At 51.7% G+C, this 19,228-nt stretch carries 11 protein-coding genes; all 11 read left to right on the top strand.

Annotated elements, in window-relative coordinates:
* The first annotated feature begins 95 nt into the window (after nucleotides 1–95).
* The gene (locus K0H80_RS09115) at nucleotides 96–392 is read left to right on the top strand and encodes a YebG family protein (RefSeq protein ID WP_220073764.1); all 297 of its coding nucleotides are present in this window, start codon (nucleotides 96–98) and stop codon (nucleotides 390–392) included.
* 17 nt (nucleotides 393–409) lie between these two features.
* Entirely contained in the window at nucleotides 410–868 is a 459-nt protein-coding gene (locus tag K0H80_RS09120) for a GAF domain-containing protein (RefSeq protein ID WP_220073765.1), read from the top strand.
* 272 nt (nucleotides 869–1,140) lie between these two features.
* The gene (gene proQ, locus K0H80_RS09125; RefSeq protein ID WP_220045263.1) at nucleotides 1,141–1,785 is read left to right on the top strand and encodes an RNA chaperone ProQ; all 645 of its coding nucleotides are present in this window, start codon (nucleotides 1,141–1,143) and stop codon (nucleotides 1,783–1,785) included.
* A gap of 31 nt (nucleotides 1,786–1,816) precedes the next feature.
* Nucleotides 1,817–3,862, top strand: coding sequence for a carboxy terminal-processing peptidase (gene prc / locus K0H80_RS09130; protein WP_220073766.1), 2,046 nt, complete (start codon nucleotides 1,817–1,819; stop codon nucleotides 3,860–3,862).
* Nucleotides 3,863–3,934: 72 nt separating this feature from the next.
* The gene (pepN, locus tag K0H80_RS09135; RefSeq protein WP_220073767.1) at nucleotides 3,935–6,496 is read left to right on the top strand and encodes an aminopeptidase N; all 2,562 of its coding nucleotides are present in this window, start codon (nucleotides 3,935–3,937) and stop codon (nucleotides 6,494–6,496) included.
* 156 nt (nucleotides 6,497–6,652) lie between these two features.
* The gene (locus K0H80_RS09140) at nucleotides 6,653–6,871 is read left to right on the top strand and encodes a DUF2835 domain-containing protein (RefSeq protein ID WP_398351467.1); all 219 of its coding nucleotides are present in this window, start codon (nucleotides 6,653–6,655) and stop codon (nucleotides 6,869–6,871) included.
* A gap of 325 nt (nucleotides 6,872–7,196) precedes the next feature.
* The gene (locus tag K0H80_RS09145) at nucleotides 7,197–9,245 is read left to right on the top strand and encodes a DUF1302 domain-containing protein (RefSeq protein ID WP_220045042.1); all 2,049 of its coding nucleotides are present in this window, start codon (nucleotides 7,197–7,199) and stop codon (nucleotides 9,243–9,245) included.
* Nucleotides 9,246–9,263: 18 nt separating this feature from the next.
* The gene (locus K0H80_RS09150; protein ID WP_011865604.1) at nucleotides 9,264–10,628 is read left to right on the top strand and encodes a DUF1329 domain-containing protein; all 1,365 of its coding nucleotides are present in this window, start codon (nucleotides 9,264–9,266) and stop codon (nucleotides 10,626–10,628) included.
* A 115-nt stretch (nucleotides 10,629–10,743) separates the two neighbouring features.
* The gene (locus K0H80_RS09155; protein WP_220073768.1) at nucleotides 10,744–11,757 is read left to right on the top strand and encodes a WD40/YVTN/BNR-like repeat-containing protein; all 1,014 of its coding nucleotides are present in this window, start codon (nucleotides 10,744–10,746) and stop codon (nucleotides 11,755–11,757) included.
* Between the two features lie 12 nt (nucleotides 11,758–11,769).
* The gene (locus K0H80_RS09160) at nucleotides 11,770–14,073 is read left to right on the top strand and encodes an efflux RND transporter permease subunit (protein ID WP_220073769.1); all 2,304 of its coding nucleotides are present in this window, start codon (nucleotides 11,770–11,772) and stop codon (nucleotides 14,071–14,073) included.
* 264 nt (nucleotides 14,074–14,337) lie between these two features.
* Nucleotides 14,338–19,182, top strand: a complete 4,845-nt coding sequence (locus K0H80_RS09165) for an NAD-glutamate dehydrogenase (RefSeq protein ID WP_220073770.1) — start codon at nucleotides 14,338–14,340, stop codon at nucleotides 19,180–19,182.
* The last annotated feature ends 46 nt before the right edge of the window (nucleotides 19,183–19,228 follow it).

Here is a 19,228-nt window from a genome sequence, read left to right on the forward strand (position 1 = left end):
TTGCGCAGATTCTAACAGATAAAGTTTGAGACTTGCATAAGAAGTTGTATTTATGAGATTCTACAACTGTATATAAAAACAGTGTGAGGGCGGATATGGCAGTTATAACGAAATTTGTCGTAGTCAGAGAAGGGGTGGAGAAGATGACATTCACATCTAAGAAGGAGGCGGATGCCTACGATAAGATGCTCGATATCGCGGATAATCTTCTTCCTTTTATCGAGCAAGTTGATTTAGGCTTAGATGAAAATGCATTGGAACAACTCTGTTTCTACATGGCAGAACATAAAGATCAGCTCATGGGACTCTTAAAAGGTGGCGCAGTGACTAAGGCGACACCGGCTAAGAAACCTGCCAAAAAAGCAGAATCAAAAGCTGAAACGAAAACATAAATTGTTAGGAAATTTGTATGAGTACACCTTGTTATACGACGCTTACCCGTCAAGTTGAAGCCCTGTTTAGCGGCGAAGATAATCTCGTTACGGCGATGGCGAACTTCTCGGCGCTGCTTAACGAGCATCTGGATGATATTAACTGGGTTGGCTTTTATGTGCTGCAAGGTGAACAACTGGTCCTGGGTCCCTTCCAGGGGAAAGTGGCCTGTACCCGTATCCCAATGGGTAAAGGGGTTTGCGGCACCGCGGCCCAGAGTAACACCACCCAGCGCATCGCCGATGTCCATGCCTTCGACGGCCACATCGCCTGTGATGCCGCCAGCAACTCGGAAATTGTTATTCCGCTGCGGCGCGACGGTCAGGTGATTGGCGTGCTCGATATCGATAGCCCCTCATTCTCTCGTTTCGACGAGGCGGATCAATTGGGGCTTGAGTCCTGCGTAAAAAGTCTGGAAAAGGCTTTATTTGCTTAAACTACAACCAATTTTGCACAATTGATGGTCGCTTTCGTCTGGCGCGCCCTTATAATAGGCCGCTTGATGAATTCAAAAACACGCCGTGACATTTTTCATTAGTTGAAATGAATACATGGCGTTTATTGACTGTAATTGATAAGGTATGTTGGATTGTGTGGTCGCCGCCCAGGGGCAAATAAGCGACCCGATGTCTAACCAATATGAACGACACGCCAGTGCCGATGTTAACCCGGCGAGGTGATAGTCCCTTTTAAACTGTGGAAGTAATGATGGAATCAACAGAAAAGTTGACCGACACCAACGCAATTCTTGCGTATTTATATGAAACATTTCCTTTATGCTTTATCGCTGAAGGTGAAACTAAGCCTCTAAAAATAGGATTGTTTCAAGACTTGGCTGAAAGGTTAGCTGATGATTCTAAAGTCAGTAAAACGCAATTAAGAATCGCCTTACGCCGTTACACCAGTAGCTGGCGTTACCTGAAAGGGGTTAAGGCTGGGGCACAGCGTGTCGATCTTGACGGCAACGAGTGTGGCGAGCTGGAACAAGAGCATATCGACCATGCACAGGCTACACTGAAGGAGAGCCAAGAGAAGGCTAAGGCAAAGCGTGCGGCGAAAGCGGCAGCAGAGAAGACAGACAAGTCTGGTCCTAAGCCTGAGAAGAAAGCCTTCAAGAAGCCACTGCCTAAGCGTAGTAGCAAACCAGCGCCTAAAGCGGCTAAGCCACAGGTTGAAGCAAAGGATTTAACCCCGGCAACACTGACTGAGTTGAAACCAAATCAACGCGTGAGTGTCAAACTAGGTAAATCGCCTGTTGCAGGTGTTGTCCTGGACATCAAGAAAGAAGATGTTCAAGTGCAGTTAGATTCAGGATTAACGGTAAAAGTCCCGGTAGAGCATATCCTGTTATAACTGTTCATCGTTTAAAAGGAGTAACTTGTTGATGCGAAAACTCACTCTGGCAGCATCCATTGCCAGCATCTTTGTAGGATTCTCGGCATGGGCACTGACGCCCAGTATTCCATCTAGCGAGTTGCCCTCTCTAACGCAAGAGCCGCAACATAAAGTAGCGAGTAAGCGAGTGACGGGTCTGTTCACTCGCGCCCATTATCATAGATTCGATCTGGACGACGCCTTCTCAGAGCAGGTGTTCGATCGCTATCTTAAGCAGCTCGATTATCGCCGCAATGTCTTACTTCAGAGTGATATCGACAGTTTCAAGCCCTATGCGACCCAATTCGACGACATGTTGAAGAGCGGCGATCTCACTGCCGCCTACAAGATGTTCGATCTGGTGCAGCAGCGCCGCTATGACCGTTTTGCCTACGCCTTATCCCTGCTCGACAAGGAGATGGACTTTAACGTCCCCGGCGACAGTTATCAATACGACAGAGATGATGCCGCCTGGCCAAAAGATGAAGCCGAGCTCAACGAACTGTGGCGTCAACGGGTCAAGTACGATGCGTTAAACCTCAAGCTGACCGGTAAGAACTGGGATGAAATTGTTAAGGTGCTCGATAAGCGCTACAACAATGCCATCAAGCGTTTGAGCCAGACTAAGAGTGAAGATGTTTTCCAGGGTGTGATGAACGCCTTCTCTCGTAGCGTCGAGCCACACACCAGCTACCTTTCACCGCGCAACGCCGAGCGTTTCCAGATGGAGATGAACTTGAGCCTTGAGGGCATAGGCGCCGTGTTGCAGATGGATGATGACTACACAGTGATTAAGAGCCTGGTTGCTGGCGGCCCTGCGGCCAACAGCGAAAAGCTGGCGCCGGAAGATCGTATCGTGGGTGTCGGCCAGGAAGGTAAAGAGATAGTCGATGTGATCGGCTGGCGACTGGATGATGTGGTCGAGCTGATCAAGGGGCCTAAGGGCAGCAAGGTTGTGCTGCAGATCCTGCCTAAGAAGGGCGGCTCTTCTGCCAAGCCAATCGACGTGACCATAGTGCGTGACAAGATCCGCCTAGAGGATCGCGCCGCGACCTCTGAGGTGATCGAGCCGGAAACCGGTGATTACGCCGGCCGCAAGGTCGGGGTGATTAAGATCCCAGGTTTCTATATGAACCTGTCTCAAGATGTCACCAAAGAGCTGGTTAAGCTAAAAGAGGCCAAGGTTGAAGGTGTGGTTATCGACCTTAGAGGTAATGGTGGCGGCGCATTAACCGAAGCGACACTGCTTACCGGACTGTTTATCGAGCAGGGCCCTGTGGTGCAGATCCGCGATGCTAACGGTAAGGTGTCGCAAAACCGCGACAATGACGGCCGTGTGACCTATTCTGGACCGCTCACCGTGATGGTGGATCGTTACAGTGCCTCGGCATCTGAGATCTTCGCCGCCGCACTGCAAGACTATGATCGCGCACTTATCGTGGGTGAGTCGACCTTTGGTAAGGGCACAGTGCAGCAGCATAAGAGCCTGGGCCGTATCTATGATATGTACGACAAGCCTATCGGCCATGTGCAATACACCATCGCCAAGTTCTACCGCATCAATGGCGGTAGCACCCAGCTTAAGGGCGTGACGCCGGACATTCCATTCCCAAGTGCCCTAGAGCCAGGTGAATACGGCGAAGCCGAGGAAGCCAACGCACTGCCTTGGGATAAGGTGCCAGTGGCCCAGTACGGTACGCTTGGGGATATCACTCCAGAGCTAGTGACTAATCTCGATTCGCGTCACCAGCAACGTATCAAGAAAGACGTTGAATTTGGCTATATCTATCAAGATATTGCCGAGTTCAAGAAGAGTCACAAAGAAACCAGCGTCTCTTTGGTCGAAAAAGAGCGTGTGGCCGAGCGTGAAGCCAACGATGAGAAGCAACTTGCGCGTCTCAACGAGCGCCGCGCCGTGGATGGACTCGAAGCACTTAAGTCTCTGGATGACGCCGAAGAAGATGTGAAGGCGCCAGATGCATTTCTCGACGAGACTGTCTATATCACACTGGATCTAGTGGATATGGAAAGAGTGGCTAAAAATCAGGCGAAATAATATTGAGCCAAATTTTTTAAAAACGCGCTATTGGCGCGTTTTTTTATAATCTTTTCAGATGAGGGAATCTTAATGGCACAGGTTAAGGCCAAATATTTAAAAGACTATCGCGCACCGGATTTCACTATTACTCAGGTGGACCTCTCCTTTGTGCTCGATGGTGCCAATACTCAGGTGACTGCGGTCAGCCAGGTGAAGCGTCTAAACGATGCTGCACACACCCTTGAATTGGACGGTGAAGGCTTAAACGTTAGCCAGCTGCTGGTCGATGGTAAGCTTCATGATTATCGCGTCACCGAGGGGCAGCTGAGTATCGAAACCGACTTAGCCGACTTTGAACTCACCATAGTGACCAAGCTGGATCCCGAGGCAAACCTGGCGCTTGAAGGCCTATACATGTCAGATGGTGCCTACTGCACTCAGTGTGAGGCGGAAGGGTTTAGACGCATCACCTATTTCCTCGATCGCCCCGATGTGCTGGCGATTTACAAGGTTCGCATCGAAGCCGACAAGGCGGCGTTTCCTTACCTTCTGAGCAATGGTAACCGTGTCGATTCAGGCGAACTTGACGGCGGACGTCACTTCGTCTGCTGGGAAGACCCTTTCCCGAAACCTGCGTACCTGTTTGCTTTAGTCGCGGGTGATTTCGATCTGCTGGACGATAGCTTTACCACTAAAAGCGGCCGCGAGGTTGCGCTGCAGGTCTTCGTCGACAAGGGCAACCTGCACAAGGCGCACCACGCCATGGCATCGCTGAAGAAGTCGATGGCATGGGATGAGAGCCGCTTCGACCTTGAGTATGATCTCGATATCTACATGATAGTCGCGGTGGATTTCTTCAACATGGGCGCCATGGAGAACAAGGGTCTAAACGTGTTCAACACTAAATATGTGTTGGCAGATAAAGACTCGGCAACTGATGAAGATTATCACGGCATCGAGTCTGTAGTGGGCCACGAGTATTTCCATAACTGGACTGGCAACCGTGTTACCTGCCGCGATTGGTTCCAGCTGAGTCTGAAAGAGGGCCTGACGGTGTTTCGCGATCAGGAATTCAGCTCAGATGTGGGCTCCCGAGCGGTCAACCGAATCCATGCCATCAAGGTGATCAAGAATCAGCAGTTCGCCGAAGACAGCGGCCCAATGGCCCATGCCATTCGTCCCGAGTCTGTGATTGAGATGAATAACTTCTATACCGTAACCGTCTACAACAAGGGCGCAGAGGTGATCCGCATGATGCACACCCTGCTCGGTGAACAGGGCTTCCAGGCGGGCATGAAGTGTTATTTCGAGCGCCACGACGGTCAGGCGGTGACCTGTGATGATTTCGTCGCGGCAATGGAAGATGCCAGCGGCGTGGATCTGACTCAGTTCAGACGTTGGTATAGCCAGTCGGGTACCCCTGAGCTCTCAGTCGCCGAGCGCTATGACGCCGAAAAACAAGAATATCGTCTGAGCCTGCGCCAGCATACGCCGCCGACGCCGGAGCAGAGTGAGAAGTTACCGCTGCACATTCCGCTCGATCTCGAGCTGCTTGGCAGCGACGGCCGTTCGCTGCTCAGCCAGGTCTTTAGCATCACAGAGGCAGAGCAAGAATTGGTGTTTAACGGCATGAGCGAGCAGCCTGTGCCGTCATTGCTGCAAAATTTCTCCGCGCCGGTGAGACTTAACTTCGACTACAGCGTAGAGCAACTTATTCACCTGATGCGCTATGCCAGCAGCGAGGTGGCCAAGTGGGAGGCCTCGGCCGCACTCTTTAGCCAGGCGGTTTGGCAAAATGTGGCCCATCTTAAGGCGCAGAAGGCGATGTATGTCGACCCTCGTTTGGTCGATGGGGTGAAAGGCTTACTGCTCGATGAGCAGCTGGATCAGGCATTGCTGGCAGAGGTACTTAGGTTCCCAAGCTTAAATACACTGGTAGAGCAGGTGACTAGTGTCGATCTCGATGCCCTGGCTGCGGCCCGCGAGTTTATGCTCGAAGAGATCGCCGCTGGTTGTGAAGATGAGCTGCTTGCGCGTTATCGTGAGCTGAGTCTGTTAGACGATGCCGGGGCGAGAGCCCTGAAGAATGCCTGCCTCGGTTTACTGCTGCAAACGTCAGATGCTCATCAAGGCCTGGCTCAGCGCCAATATGAGCAGGCGGGCAACATGACTGATAGCCTGGGCGCTCTGGCCGCGCTCAACCTTGAGCAGTCTGAGCTGCGCGCCAGTCTACTGCAAGACTTTCAGCAGAAGTGGGCCGATACGCCATTGGTGATGGATAAATGGCTGACGCTGGAGGCATGCTGCCCGGGTAAAGATCGCTGTGACGCACTGCGTGAGCTTACCCAGCATAGTGCCTTTAGCTTCGCCAATCCCAACCGGGTACGCTCCTTGATCGGCGCGTTTGCGGCGGCAAACCCAGAGGTGTTTCACCGCATCGACGGCAGTGGTTATCGCTTTCTGACTGAAGCTATCATTAAACTTAATACCTTAAATCCTCAGGTGGCTGCACGTATCATTACGCCGCTGATCCAATTTAAGAAGTTTGATGAAAAGCGCCAGCAATTGATGCGTAGCGCCCTGCAAGAGATTTTGGCCTTGCCGGATCTGTCGAAAGACCTGTATGAGAAGGTCTCTAAGGCGTTGGCTTAATTGCTGGCTTATGATCTGATTCAGTTACAGGCTCAGTTTTTGGTTTAGTTACTGGCTTAGCCGTTAGCGAATCGTTAGGCTGAGTTACCTTAAACAGATAGTCTAAGAGAGTAGGGCGAGGTGCTTGGCATCTCGCCCCATTTTAGAAAGCAAATTATGATGATATTTACCTTTCCCATGCAGGTGAGTTACCAAGAGTTTCTTAATTATTATCAAGGCAGTATCGATAAGATTGAGGTGAAAGACAGCTCAGGTAAGACCCTCTGGATCCACGCCCGCCACTTCAGACCCTTTCTGACCACCTCAGGCATCAGGGGTTACTTTCGTCTGCAACTCGATGATGAAGGTAAACTGGTTTCTCTGACCCAAGTTTAAGATTTTTAGAGTATATACTTCAAACGGGCGATTTCGATTCATCAAAGGCTTAGCTTTCGATGATACAAGTTTAATTGCCTGTTTATGCTTGCTTTTTCAACGGGCGTTTTTCATCTGGTACGACTTGTTAGAATAGATTTAAATCGTGTGTTTGAATTTACGTAAGCCCTTTAGCTTAAGTGCACAAATCTCAAGGTAATTTTCTGTTTTTTCGCCTTGCTCATCACCCCTAAATGCTGTAACAATGGTGTTACCTGTACGCTAACAAGATGTTGGCCACCATTCCTATAACAAAGAATCCAGCAGGTTACGGAGAAGAGCTAAAATGAAAAACGTTAAAAATGGCTTTAACAAGTCAGCGCTAGCTTTGGGGATCGTCGCAGCGTTGAGTATTGGAGCGACTACGGGCGTGCAAGCCGTGTCGTTCGATTGGGGAGAAGTTCAAGGTTCGTTCGATTCAACATTCAGTGCCGGTGCAAGCTGGCGTGTTGAGGAGCGAGACTGGGATAATCAGATCGGTAAGGTGAATCACCCGCGCTTTGACTGGTCAAACTATACCGCATTCGGTAACACCAAATATACTTCGGCCGAGATTTGGGCTCAGCCAGGTTCCTACTCGAGTAATGGTGACTTGAGTAACATGCTCTACTCTCAGGGTGACGTAACCTCTATGGTGTTCAAGGGATTGCATGAACTGTCACTCAAATATAAGAATTTCGGTCTGTTTGCCCGTGGCATGTATTTCTACGATCAGAAGGCCAATAACGGCAGCTATGGTTATAGCGATCCGATAACCGGCAAAGAGTATGATCCTTGTGCCGACTCCGAAGCCTCTAAGGTACAGTGTAAAGATGTGCGCCTGTTAGATGCCTTCATCTATGGCGATTTCGATCTTAACGATGGTGCCAACCCACTTAGCGTTCGTATCGGTAACCAGGTGGTCTCTTGGGGGGAAAGCACCCTGATCCCGCACGGTATTGGTGTTATCAACCCGGTGGATCTTAACATTCTCAATGCGCCGGGCGCCGAGCTTAAAGAAGCCTTCAGACCTCAGGGAATGATCTGGGCGTCACTGGGAGTGACCGAATCGCTCTCGGTTGAAGCCTTCTATCAATATGATTGGGAACCGGTTTGGGTGCCGACTCCGGGCTCTTACTTCTCAACCAATGATTTCGCCGGCTACGGCGGCTATTCGCAAAATGCGCAGCTGGGCTTCAACGCTAACCCGGATATCAATCTCGACTTCCTGATTGGCGAGTATCAGAAGCTGGCGGCCATGGTGGCATCGGGTCAATATGATGCGGCGACACTGGGTTCATTGGCTCTGGCTTATCCGACTAAGGTGACCCTGATGCAAGATCAGGCGAGCGCCAGCGACTCGGGCCAGTACGGTATCAAGCTAGGTTACTATGCGCCAGAGCTAGGGGAAACCGAGTTTGGTTTCTACTACATGAACTATCATAGCCGTCGCCCGCTGATCAGCGGCACCGCGGCTAACTTTACCCAGGAAGCGATTGGTAAAGATTTAGCGACTCTGGCAGCCCTTGGGGCAACTGGTGGTACGGTCGATCGTCAGACACTGCTGGGTCTAGAGACCTTCTCTAAGGCACAGATCGAATACCCAGAAGATATCAAGCTCTATGGCTTTAGTTTCAACACCCTGATTGGCGACACTTCTGTGGCCGGTGAGATCGCTCACCGCCAAGATGAGCCGCTACAGATAGATGACGTTGAACTCCTGTTTGCCGCCATGCCACAGCAGCTGGCCAATGCGGGATTGCGTCCAGAGTTTGATGGCATCTCTCAGGTAAAAGGCATTGGCTCTGGTGAAGCGGCCGAAGGTTATATCCGCCGTGATACGACTCAGGCACAGGTGACCTTTACCCATCTATTTGGTCCAACCCTGGGTACCGATAACCTAGTCATGCTGGCCGAGGTTGGTGGTGTGTGGATCCACGACATGCCAAGCTTCGATGAGCTGCGTCTCAATGGACCAGGTACTGCGCGCTCTGGCGGCAACCCAAATATGCCTGGCATCATAGAGGCAGTTCACAATGGTCCTGAGACTAACCCTTTCCCAACAGATTTTGCCTGGGGTTATCGTCTGGTGGCCAAGGCCGAATACAACAACCTGTTTGCCGGGGTCAACATGGCGCCGCGCATCATCTTCTCACATGATGTTGACGGGATCACACCCGATCCTATGTTCCTGTTCACCGAAGGTAAGAAGTCCGTCGCTATCGGCGTGAACTTCGATTATCAGAGTCGTTGGGGTGCAGATTTCTCCTACAACTCCTTCTTCGGTGGTGTCGGCACCACGAATCTGATGTCAGATCGCGATTACGTGTCGTTTAACATCAAGTATTCAATCTAATTCACAAGGACAATAAGAATGAAAAAACTAACACTATTGTCGGCAGCTGTGATCGTCGCATTGACCGCGCCAACAGCCTTTGCAAAAGTATCAGAGGCCGAGGCGGCCAAGCTTGGCACCGAACTCACGCCGCTCGGCGGTGAAAAGGCCGGTAACGCAGATGGCTCTATCCCTGCCTGGGATGGCGGCATCACCAAACCTGTTGCGGGCTACGAGAAGGGGATGCATCATCCAGATCCTTTCCCTGGCGATAAGATTGAATTTACCATCACCAATGCCAACAAGGCGCAATACAAGGATAATCTGACCGAAGGCCAGCTCAAGCTGTTCGATCTCTATCCTGATACCTTTAAGATGAATGTCTATCAGACACGCCGCACCGCCTCTGTGCCGCAGTTTGTCTACGATGCCACAAAGGCCAATGCTTCGCGCGCCGAATTGGTGGCCGATGGTAACGGTATCTCTGGCGCCTCAATTGGCGTGCCTTTCCCGATCCCACAAAATGGTCTCGAGGCTATCTGGAACCACGTGTTGCGTTTTCGTGGCGTAGATGTGGAAACCGCCCGTAGCCAGGCGGCGCCTACAGCATCTGGTAGCTACACTTTGGTGGAAACCGCCGAAGAGATCCGCTTCGAGTACTCTCGTCCCGAGATGACTCTGGATAAACTAAAAGAGTCGAACACCCTGTTCTACTTTAAGCAGGTGGTGACACAGCCGGCGCGTCTGGCGGGTACTGCACTGTTGGTGAAGGAGACCATGGATCAAGAGGCGCTACCGCGTCAGGCTTGGACCTATAACACGGGGCAGCGCCGCGTGCGCAAGGCGCCAAACGTCGCCTTCGATACTCCGGGTACTGTGTCTGATGGTCTGCGCACCACAGATGATTTCGATATGTTCAACGGCTCGCCAGTGCGTTACAACTGGGAACTGCTAGGCAAGAAAGAGATCTACATTCCTTACAACGACTACAAGCTGCACTCAGATAAGCTCAAGTATGAGCAGATCCTGAAACCTGGCCACATCAACCCAGATTATGTGCGTTGGGAGAAACACCGCGTGTGGGTGGTCAAGGCTCAGCTAAAGGAAGGGATGCGTCATATCTACAAGACTCGTGTCTTCTACCTGGATGAGGATTCTTGGCAAGTGTCTATGGCGGACATGTACGACAACCGCGATGAGCTTTATCGCGTCGCCGTGGCGCACGCCATCAACTACTACGAAGTGCCGACTCACTGGACCACACTCGAAGTGATCCACGATCTACAATCTCGTCGTTACCTGGCCATGGGTCTGGACAACGAGGGTCGTATGTATAACTTCGATGCCAAGTTGAGCGAAGCGAACTTTACCCCAGCGGCATTGAGACGCGCTGGTATTCGTTAAGCGCTTATACCTAGGCACTTATATTTGCCTAGGTACTTGTGTATTAATGACTCATTCTTTAAAGAGTTAGCGTAGAGGGGCCTGTTGGCCCCTCATTTCACGAAAGGAAGTTTGTATGTGGTTTAGCATGCTTCGGCTTGTCGCTTTATCTTCACTCTGTTTTGTCACTCTCGGCGGGGCCCAAGCGGCAACCGAGGTGACAGGCTCCGATATTCAGCCGCTGGCGACGCACTCCCTGGTATTGGATATCGCCAAGCAGGGCGAGACCATGATTGCCGTAGGCGATCGCGGTCATCTGTTCCGTTTCACCGATGGCTGGCAGCAGGTGAGTTCACCGAGCCGTGCCTTGCTGACCAAGGCGACCCTGTTAACGCCTGAGCTTGGCTGGGCTGTGGGCCATGATGCCACCATCTTACATACCCAAGACGGCGGTAACAGCTGGGTAGAGCAGATGCGCTCTCCTGAAATTGAAAAGCCGTTTTTGGATGTACTCTTCTTCGATGCCGAGCATGGTATCGCCATTGGCGCCTATGGTCTCTTCTACCGCACCCAGGATGGCGGTAAGCAGTGGCAGCAAGAGTTTCACACCGAGCTCTTATATGAAGAAGATCAGGCGTATCTCGATGAGTTAAAGGCGGAAGATGAAAGCCTTTACTTGAAAGAGCGCAGCACCTTACTGCCTCACTTTAATCGCGTGGTGCGCCTGGCCGATGATCGCCTCTTGATGGTGGGCGAACTCGGTTTAACGGCCCAATCACAAGATAAGGGCCTCACCTGGCAGCGTATCGAATTCCCCTATGAGGGCTCGCTGTTTAACATCTTAGTGGCTAAACAGGGTATCTATGTGCTCGGCCTTCGCGGTCACCTGTTTAAGAGTGATGGGGATCTCGAGCAGTGGCAAGAGATTGAGCTGACCACAAAATCGACCCTCAATGGCGGAGTGGTGCTGAGTGACGACAAGGTCAGGTTGGTCGGCAACGGCGGTGTGGTGATCGACGTGGCCAGCGATGATAGCGTGACTACGGTAACGCAGCGTCAGGGGGAAAACCTGGTGGCTATCGGTCAGGATAAGACGGGTACACTGTGGATTGCCGGTACCAAAGGCTTAGTTGCATTACAACAAAAATAATAAGGCCCAGGCATGTTAGATAAATTAGTTAATGGATTAGAATCCTTCCTGTTTCGGCAACGGGCCTATGTGATATTCGCCTTCTTGCTGGCAACTCTTTTTCTCGGCTTCCAAGCCAGCCATCTGAAGATGGATGCGGCGTTCGTTAAGAACATTCCGCTCAATCATAGCTATATGCAGACCTATCTGAAGCATCAGAAGCAGTTTGGCGGCGCCAACAGCATCATGGTGGCGGTAGAAGACAGCAGTGGCAACATCTTCAACCCCAACTTTTTCGATACCCTAAAACAGGTACACGATCAGCTGTTCTTCATCCCAGGCGTCGATCGCGCCCAGGTGAAGTCGCTCTATTCGCCCTCGACCCGCTTTACCGAGGTGGTGGAAGATGGTTTTGCCGGCGGCCCAGTGATCCCGGCGGATTTCTCGACTACCCCTGCCGGGCTTGAGGTGGTGCGTAGCAACATAGAGAAAGCGGGCATCGTCGGGCGTTTGATCGCCGAAGATTATTCGGCGGCCATGGTGACCGCACAGCTGATGGACTTCGATCCTCAGACCGGCGAGCCACTCGATACCCTGGCCTTTGCCAGTCAGCTCGAGAAGGAGCTGCGTGGCCAGTATGAAAACGACAAGATAAAGATCCATATCATTGGCTTTGCCAAGATGGCCGGCGATGTGGCCGAGGGGGCCAAGGGCGTGGTGCTCTTCTTCGCCATCGCCATTTTGGTAACTGCCGTGATGGTGTATCTCTTCTCCCACTCGGTCAAGCTGACCCTACTACCTTTGGTGTGTAGCCTGGTAGCTGTGGTTTGGCAGCTGGGTCTGCTTACTGTGGTTGGCTTTGGTCTGGACCCTATGTCGATTCTGATCCCCTTCCTGGTGTTTGCCATCGGGGTGAGTCACGGTGTGCAGATGATCAACGCCGTCAGGCGCCGTGTGGGTGAGGGGGAAACCACTAAGGCCGCTGCAGCGCTGGCATTTCGTAGCCTGCTGATCCCAGGCGGGGTAGCGCTGCTCTCCGATACCGTGGGCTTCATGACACTGCTGGCCATCGATATCGGTATCATTCGCGAGCTGGCGATCTCGGCCTCCTTGGGGGTGGCGGTGATCATCCTGACCAACCTGGTGTTGCTGCCACTACTGATCTCCTTTACCGAGGTCAAGGCGCTGCCTACCAAGTCAAACGGTAAGGTGGATGCGCTCTGGCGTAAGCTCTCTAATTTCGCCACGCCTAAGTATGCGGTTATCGTGTTGCTGGCCACCGTCGCCCTCTATGGCATCGGCCTGCAGCAGGCGAGTAAGATGAAGATCGGCGACCTGCAAGGCGGCGCGCCTGCGCTGCATTTTGACAGTCGTTATAATCAGGACACCTTCTATATTACCGATCACTTCTCCATCACTACAGATGTGATGACTGTGATCGTCGAGGCGTTTCCCGAGGCTTGTACCTATCATGATGTGCTAACCCAGATCGATGAGTTTGAGTGGTTGGTGGCTAATACTCCGGGGGTTGAGTCGACCGCGAGTCTTGCCTCTATCGCCAAGCGCGTTAACGCTGGGTTTAACGAGGGTAACCCTAAGTGGCAGGTGCTGCCTCGCACCACGGCGAGTCTGGTTCAGGCGGTAGGGCAGATCCCAACCACCTCGGGTCTGCTAGATGGTAACTGCTCTGTGATGCCTGTGTATCTGTTCCTTAAGGATCATAAGGCGGAGACCATTGAGCAGGTGATCGACAAGGTCAAGACACTGTCGGCCAAGATGGACAGCGACAAGCTCAAGTTTAAGCTGGCCTCAGGTCCGGTTGGTGTGATGGCGGCGACCAACGAGGCGGTGGCCGAGGCGCAACTGCCTATGATGCTCTATGTCTATGGCGCCGTGTTTGTGCTTTGTTTAATCAGCTTCAGATCGATTCGCGCGACGGTGGCGGTGATCCTGCCGCTCTATGTGGTATCGACCCTGGCGCAGGCGCTGATGACTCAGCTCGATATCGGTCTGGCGGTGAGCACTCTGCCGGTGATCGCCCTAGGTGTGGGGATAGGTGTGGATTATGGTATCTACATCTTGTCGACCATGGCGGTCAAACTCAGAGACGGCATGCCGGTGCAGACCGCCTATCATCAGGCGCTTATTGAGCGGGGCAGCGCGGTGATCTTCACCGGTCTGACACTGGCGATTGGCGTGAGCACCTGGTTCTTCTCGGCACTTAAATTCCAAATGGACATGGGGATCCTGTTAACTTTCATGTTTTTAGTGAATATGTTGGGTGCAATAATTATTTTGCCTGCGATAGGCGCGGTTTTCTGGCGTAAGCCGCGATAGTGAACTGAAAGAGAGAGCATTAGCTCTCTCTTTTTTTGCATAGTTACGCTCACTTTACGATTGTTTTTTCATCATGCACATCAATAGGGCCGCAAAACCCCGAGGGATGAGGATCTACCACTAAAATAGTTCTCGAAAATTGGCACATTTAGTAATAAACTTCGCGCTATGACTTAGGTCACATAATTAGATTTGGCCTGTCATATGCTCAAGCATCCATAAAATTACAAAAACGCTGCCATAGACCCTAAAGGAAACAGCAACATGGCCTTGAAAGATGCAATGCCTTCAGTACTACTCGAGAACGTAGTCAGCCTAATTCATTCGAAAGTTCCCAATACACAAGCCAAACAAGTTGAACAGTTCGCAACTTGTATTTATGCCCACATGTCGAAAGATGACTTGCAACACCGCAATGACAGTGATCTTTACGGCGCCGTCCTCAGCCTTTGGAATGCCGCGAACAAGACGCCAGTTGGCGAGACCCATATTCGCGTGTTTAACCCGAGTCAATCTAAGCATGGTTGGAAATCATCCCACTCAATTATCGAGGTGATTCAACCGGATATGCCTTTCCTTGTTGACTCTGTAGGCATGGCGCTTAACCGCATGGGCATCACCACTCACATGATGCTGCACACGCCGTTAACCGTGAAGCGTGACCAAGGCGTGATCACAGGTGTTAGCTATAACGACGACAAGGATGAGAGCAACGACAAGGTTGCCGTGTTCCTGATCGAGGTGGACAGACTAAGCAGCGACGCCGATATCAAGAGCCTGGAAAAAGAGATTCAATCTGTATTGGGTGACGTGGCTGCATCGGTCAACGACTGGCAGGCGATGTCGAACAAGCTGAGCGAGACCATCGCCGAGCTGCCTAGCCGTCCATTCCCGGGTGAGAAGCGTGAGCTGGATGAGGCCATCAACTTCCTGGCCTATCTGAACAATCACCATTTCACCCTGCTGGGTTACCGCCGTTACGACCTGCACAAGGTCGAGGGCGATCTCGAGTTGCTGCCGGCTAACGAGACCAGCCTGGGTCTGATGAATGTACCGGGTAAGCCTAAGAGTTCTAAGGGACTCATGCTTTCCAGTCTGTCAGATACCGCTCGTAAAGAAGCACTCGACAGCAGTCTGCTTATCCTGACCAAGAGCACTGAGAAGAGCCGCGTTCACCGCCCAGCCTATGTCGACTATATCGGCATCAAACGTTTCGACGAGAAGGGTAATGTTATTGGTGAAGACAGATTCATCGGCCTGTACGCCTCAAACCTTTACAACCGTAGCCCACGTGAGATCCCGCTGCTGGCAGAGAAGATCCAGCGCGTACTGGACGATTCTGGCCTGACGCCGCATTCTCACGACTACAAGGCTTTGATGCACATTCTTGAAACCTTGCCGCGTGACGAGATCGTTCAGGCTCGGGAATCTGAACTGGCCAGCATGGCTCACGGTGTACTCGAGATGCAAGATCGCGACAAACTCAAGCTGTTTGTGCGCAAGGATGGCTTCGGTCGTTTCCTATCTTGCCTGGTATACGTCTCTAAAGACAGATACAACACTAAGCTGCGTGAAGATACTCAACGTATTCTGGCGCAGCACTTCAACACTAAAGAAGATGTTGAATTTACAACTTATTTCTCTGAGTCTACGCTCGCGCGTACTCACTATATAGTCAAAGTCGATAATAATATTACGGATGTAGATGTGGCTGCCATCGAAAACAATCTAATTGAAGCTGCGCGTTCATGGGAAGACAAGTTAAACACAGCGCTGATCACTGCCCAAGGCGAAGAGTCTGGCAACCGTTTGGTCAAACGTTATGTGAATGCGTTCCCACGCAGCTACAAAGAAGATGTATTGCCTAGCTCTGCCGTGGTGGATATCGAGCACTTAGAAGCGCTGGATGACGATCACAAGCTTGGCATGCTCTTCTATCAGCCACAGGAAACAGCGCTTAAAGACAACAAGGTGCGCCTGAAACTCTTCCATAAAGATGAGCCAATCCATCTGTCTGATGTATTGCCTATGCTGGAAAACTTCGGCCTGCGCGTGATCAACGAGCGTCCATATGAAGTGATGACCGCTGATGGTTCTACTTTCTGGATCCTTGACTTCTTGATGACGGTACAAGGCGCCGCGGTTGATAACCTGGCAGATAGCCAAGATAGATTCCAAACAGCCCTGTCTCAGGTATGGCGTAAAGAGCTTGAAGATGACGGCTTTAACCGTCTGGTATTGGCGACCGGTCTGTCTGGCCGCGAAGTGTCTGTGCTGCGTGCCTATGCTAAATATATGCGTCAGATCGATGCCACCTTCAGTCAAGCCTATATCGAAGAGACCTTTAGCAGCTACCCACAGATCGCCGATCTGCTGGTGAAGATGTTTATCCGTAAGTTCAACCCTAAGCTGAAGACTCGTACTCTGGCTAAGTTTGTTGAACAGATCGATATGCGTCTGGAAGATGTGTCTAGCCTGGATGACGACCGTATCATTCGTCGTTACCTGGATCTGATCAACGCCACGCTGCGTACCAACTTCTATCAGGTGCTGCCAGACGGTAGCAACAAGCCATACGTGTCATTCAAGTTCTCGCCTGAAGAGATCCCAGAGATGCCACGTCCCCTGCCTAAGTTTGAGATCTTCGTTTACTCACCAAGAGTAGAGGGTGTTCACCTACGTGGTGGCAAGGTTGCCCGTGGTGGTCTGCGCTGGTCTGATCGTCGTGAAGACTTCCGTACCGAGGTACTGGGTCTGGTGAAAGCACAGCAGGTGAAGAACACAGTTATCGTACCTGTGGGCGCCAAGGGTGGCTTCGTCTGTAAGCAACTGCCGACCGAAGGTGGCCGCGATGCCTTCTTCACCGAAGGCCAAGAGTGTTACCGCCTGTTTATCCGCGGTCTGCTGGATATCTCTGACAATATCGTCGAAGGCGAAATCGTGCCTCCGGCAAACGTGGTTCGTCACGATGAAGACGATCCATATTTGGTTGTGGCGGCCGACAAAGGTACCGCGACCTTCTCTGATATCGCCAACGCTATCTCTGAAGAGTATGGCTTCTGGCTAGGCGACGCCTTCGCATCGGGTGGTAGCAACGGTTACGACCACAAGAAGATGGGTATCACTGCGCGCGGCGCGTGGGAATCGGTTAAGCGTCACTTCCGTGAAATCGGCGTTGACTGTCAGACCACAGATTTCACCTGTTTGGCGATCGGTGATATGGCCGGTGACGTATTCGGTAACGGTATGCTGCTCTCTGAGCACACCCGCCTGGTGACGGCATTTAACCACATGCATATCTTCATCGACCCGAATCCGGATGCCGCCAGCAGCTATAAAGAGCGTGCGCGTCTGTTCGAGATGCCACGTTCAAGCTGGGAAGATTACAATAAAGATTTGATCTCTAAGGGCGGTGGAATATTCCTGCGCTCGGCCAAGTCAATCACACTGACGCCAGAAATGAAGAAGATGCTGGATACCAAGAAAGCATCTATGACACCAAACGAGCTGCTTAAAGAGCTGCTGAAGATGAAGGTGGATCTGATCTGGAACGGTGGTATCGGTACCTACATCAAGGCGACCAGCGAGACGCACGCCGAGGTGGGTGACCGCGCCAACGACGCACTGCGCGTTAACGGTAACGAGGTTCAGGCCCGCATCATAGGCGAGGGTGGCAACCTAGGTTGTACTCAACTGGGTCGTATCGAATATGCCGCCAACGGTGGCCGCATGAACACCGACTTCGTGGATAACGTGGGTGGTGTGGACTGTTCGGACAACGAAGTTAACATCAAGATCTTGCTGAATGCCATGGTGGCCGAAGGTGAGATGACGGTGAAACAGCGTAACCGTCTGCTGGTTGAGATGACTGACGAAGTCAGCCGCATCGTACTGCAAGACTGTAAGGATCAGACACGTACCATCTCTGTGACTCAGGTGCGCGGCGCCGAGCAGTTGAAAGAGCAGATCCGCTTCATCCATTATCTGGAGAAGGAAGACAAGCTAGACAGAGCACTCGAGTTCCTGCCGACCGATGATGAGTTAGCAGAGCGTTTAGCGAACGGTAAGTCACTGACTCGCCCTGAGCTTTCTGTACTGGTGGCCTACGCCAAGATGGTATTGAAAGAGCAACTGCTCACACCGGAAATTACCGACGATTCTTTCCTGAGCCAGCTGCTTATCGAATACTTCCCTCGTCAGCTGCAAGAGAAGTACAGCGAGCGTATGGTTACCCATCCGCTGCGCGCCGAAATCATTGCTACCTCTTTGGCCAACGAGTTGGTTAACGACATGGGCTTGAATTTCGTTCAGCGTATGCAAGATGAGACTGGTGCCTCAGTCGCCGAAGCCGCTATCTGCTACACTATGGCTCGTGAAGTATTTGGTTTAGCTGAATTAACTAAATCGATCACGGCGCTAAACGGTGTGGTACCTGCTGTGGTTCAGGGTGAGATGCTGCATCAGTTGCGTCGTAATCTACGCCGCGCGTGTCGTTGGTTCTTACGTCATCGTAACCGTAACCAAAGCATCGAGCAGGTTGTGGCCTTCTTTAGCCCAGTGTTCCAGGAACTTCGTCAGAACGTTCATCAGTATCTGGTGGAAGATGAAGTTAACGGCATCCGCGCCGAGATTGCAGCGCTGGTGAAAGAAGGGGTACCAGAGCAGGTGGCGACCGATGTCGTCAACATGAGCACGCTCTTCTCTGCACTGGACATCTCACAAATTGCCGAGCTGGAAGACAAGCCAGTGGCCTTGGTTGCCGAGACCTACTACAAGTTAGGTGCTCGTATCGACCTACACTGGTTCCTCGAGCAGATCAGTGCCCAGCCTGTGGCTAACCACTGGCAGGCGCTGGCGAGAGCGGCATTTAGGGAAGAACTCGATTGGCAACAACGTTCACTGAGTTCAGTGGTGTTACGTACCTGCCCATCGGTTTGCGACGCTGACGCCATTATCGATCAGTGGGTCGAATCCAATCAGGGCTTATTGGAGAGATGGTTCCACATGCTTGCAGACTTTAAGACCTCGCAGACCCATGAGTTTGCGAAGTTCTCAGTCGCCCTACGTGAGCTGAATCTGTTGATCCTTCATTGCGAAGGTCAATCGTAAAAAATAAAAATTAGTCATGAGCCCTGGCAATCGCCGGGGCTTTTTT

Origin of the sequence: Shewanella aegiceratis, assembly GCF_019457495.1 — a bacterium.
GTDB lineage: Bacteria > Pseudomonadota > Gammaproteobacteria > Enterobacterales > Shewanellaceae > Shewanella > Shewanella loihica.

Excerpts from the sequence above, each read along its gene's own strand:
- K0H80_RS09115 (WP_220073764.1), top strand. The coding sequence starts at position 96 with ATGGCAGTTATAACGAAATTTGTCGTAGTCAGAGAAGGGGTGGAGAAG.
- K0H80_RS09120 (WP_220073765.1), top strand. The coding sequence starts at position 410 with ATGAGTACACCTTGTTATACGACGCTTACCCGTCAAGTTGAAGCCCTG.
- proQ (WP_220045263.1), top strand. The coding sequence starts at position 1,141 with ATGGAATCAACAGAAAAGTTGACCGACACCAACGCAATTCTTGCGTAT.
- prc (WP_220073766.1), top strand. The coding sequence starts at position 1,817 with ATGCGAAAACTCACTCTGGCAGCATCCATTGCCAGCATCTTTGTAGGA.
- pepN (WP_220073767.1), top strand. The coding sequence starts at position 3,935 with ATGGCACAGGTTAAGGCCAAATATTTAAAAGACTATCGCGCACCGGAT.
- K0H80_RS09140 (WP_398351467.1), top strand. The coding sequence starts at position 6,653 with ATGATGATATTTACCTTTCCCATGCAGGTGAGTTACCAAGAGTTTCTT.
- K0H80_RS09145 (WP_220045042.1), top strand. The coding sequence starts at position 7,197 with ATGAAAAACGTTAAAAATGGCTTTAACAAGTCAGCGCTAGCTTTGGGG.
- K0H80_RS09150 (WP_011865604.1), top strand. The coding sequence starts at position 9,264 with ATGAAAAAACTAACACTATTGTCGGCAGCTGTGATCGTCGCATTGACC.
- K0H80_RS09155 (WP_220073768.1), top strand. The coding sequence starts at position 10,744 with ATGTGGTTTAGCATGCTTCGGCTTGTCGCTTTATCTTCACTCTGTTTT.
- K0H80_RS09160 (WP_220073769.1), top strand. The coding sequence starts at position 11,770 with ATGTTAGATAAATTAGTTAATGGATTAGAATCCTTCCTGTTTCGGCAA.
- K0H80_RS09165 (WP_220073770.1), top strand. The coding sequence starts at position 14,338 with ATGGCCTTGAAAGATGCAATGCCTTCAGTACTACTCGAGAACGTAGTC.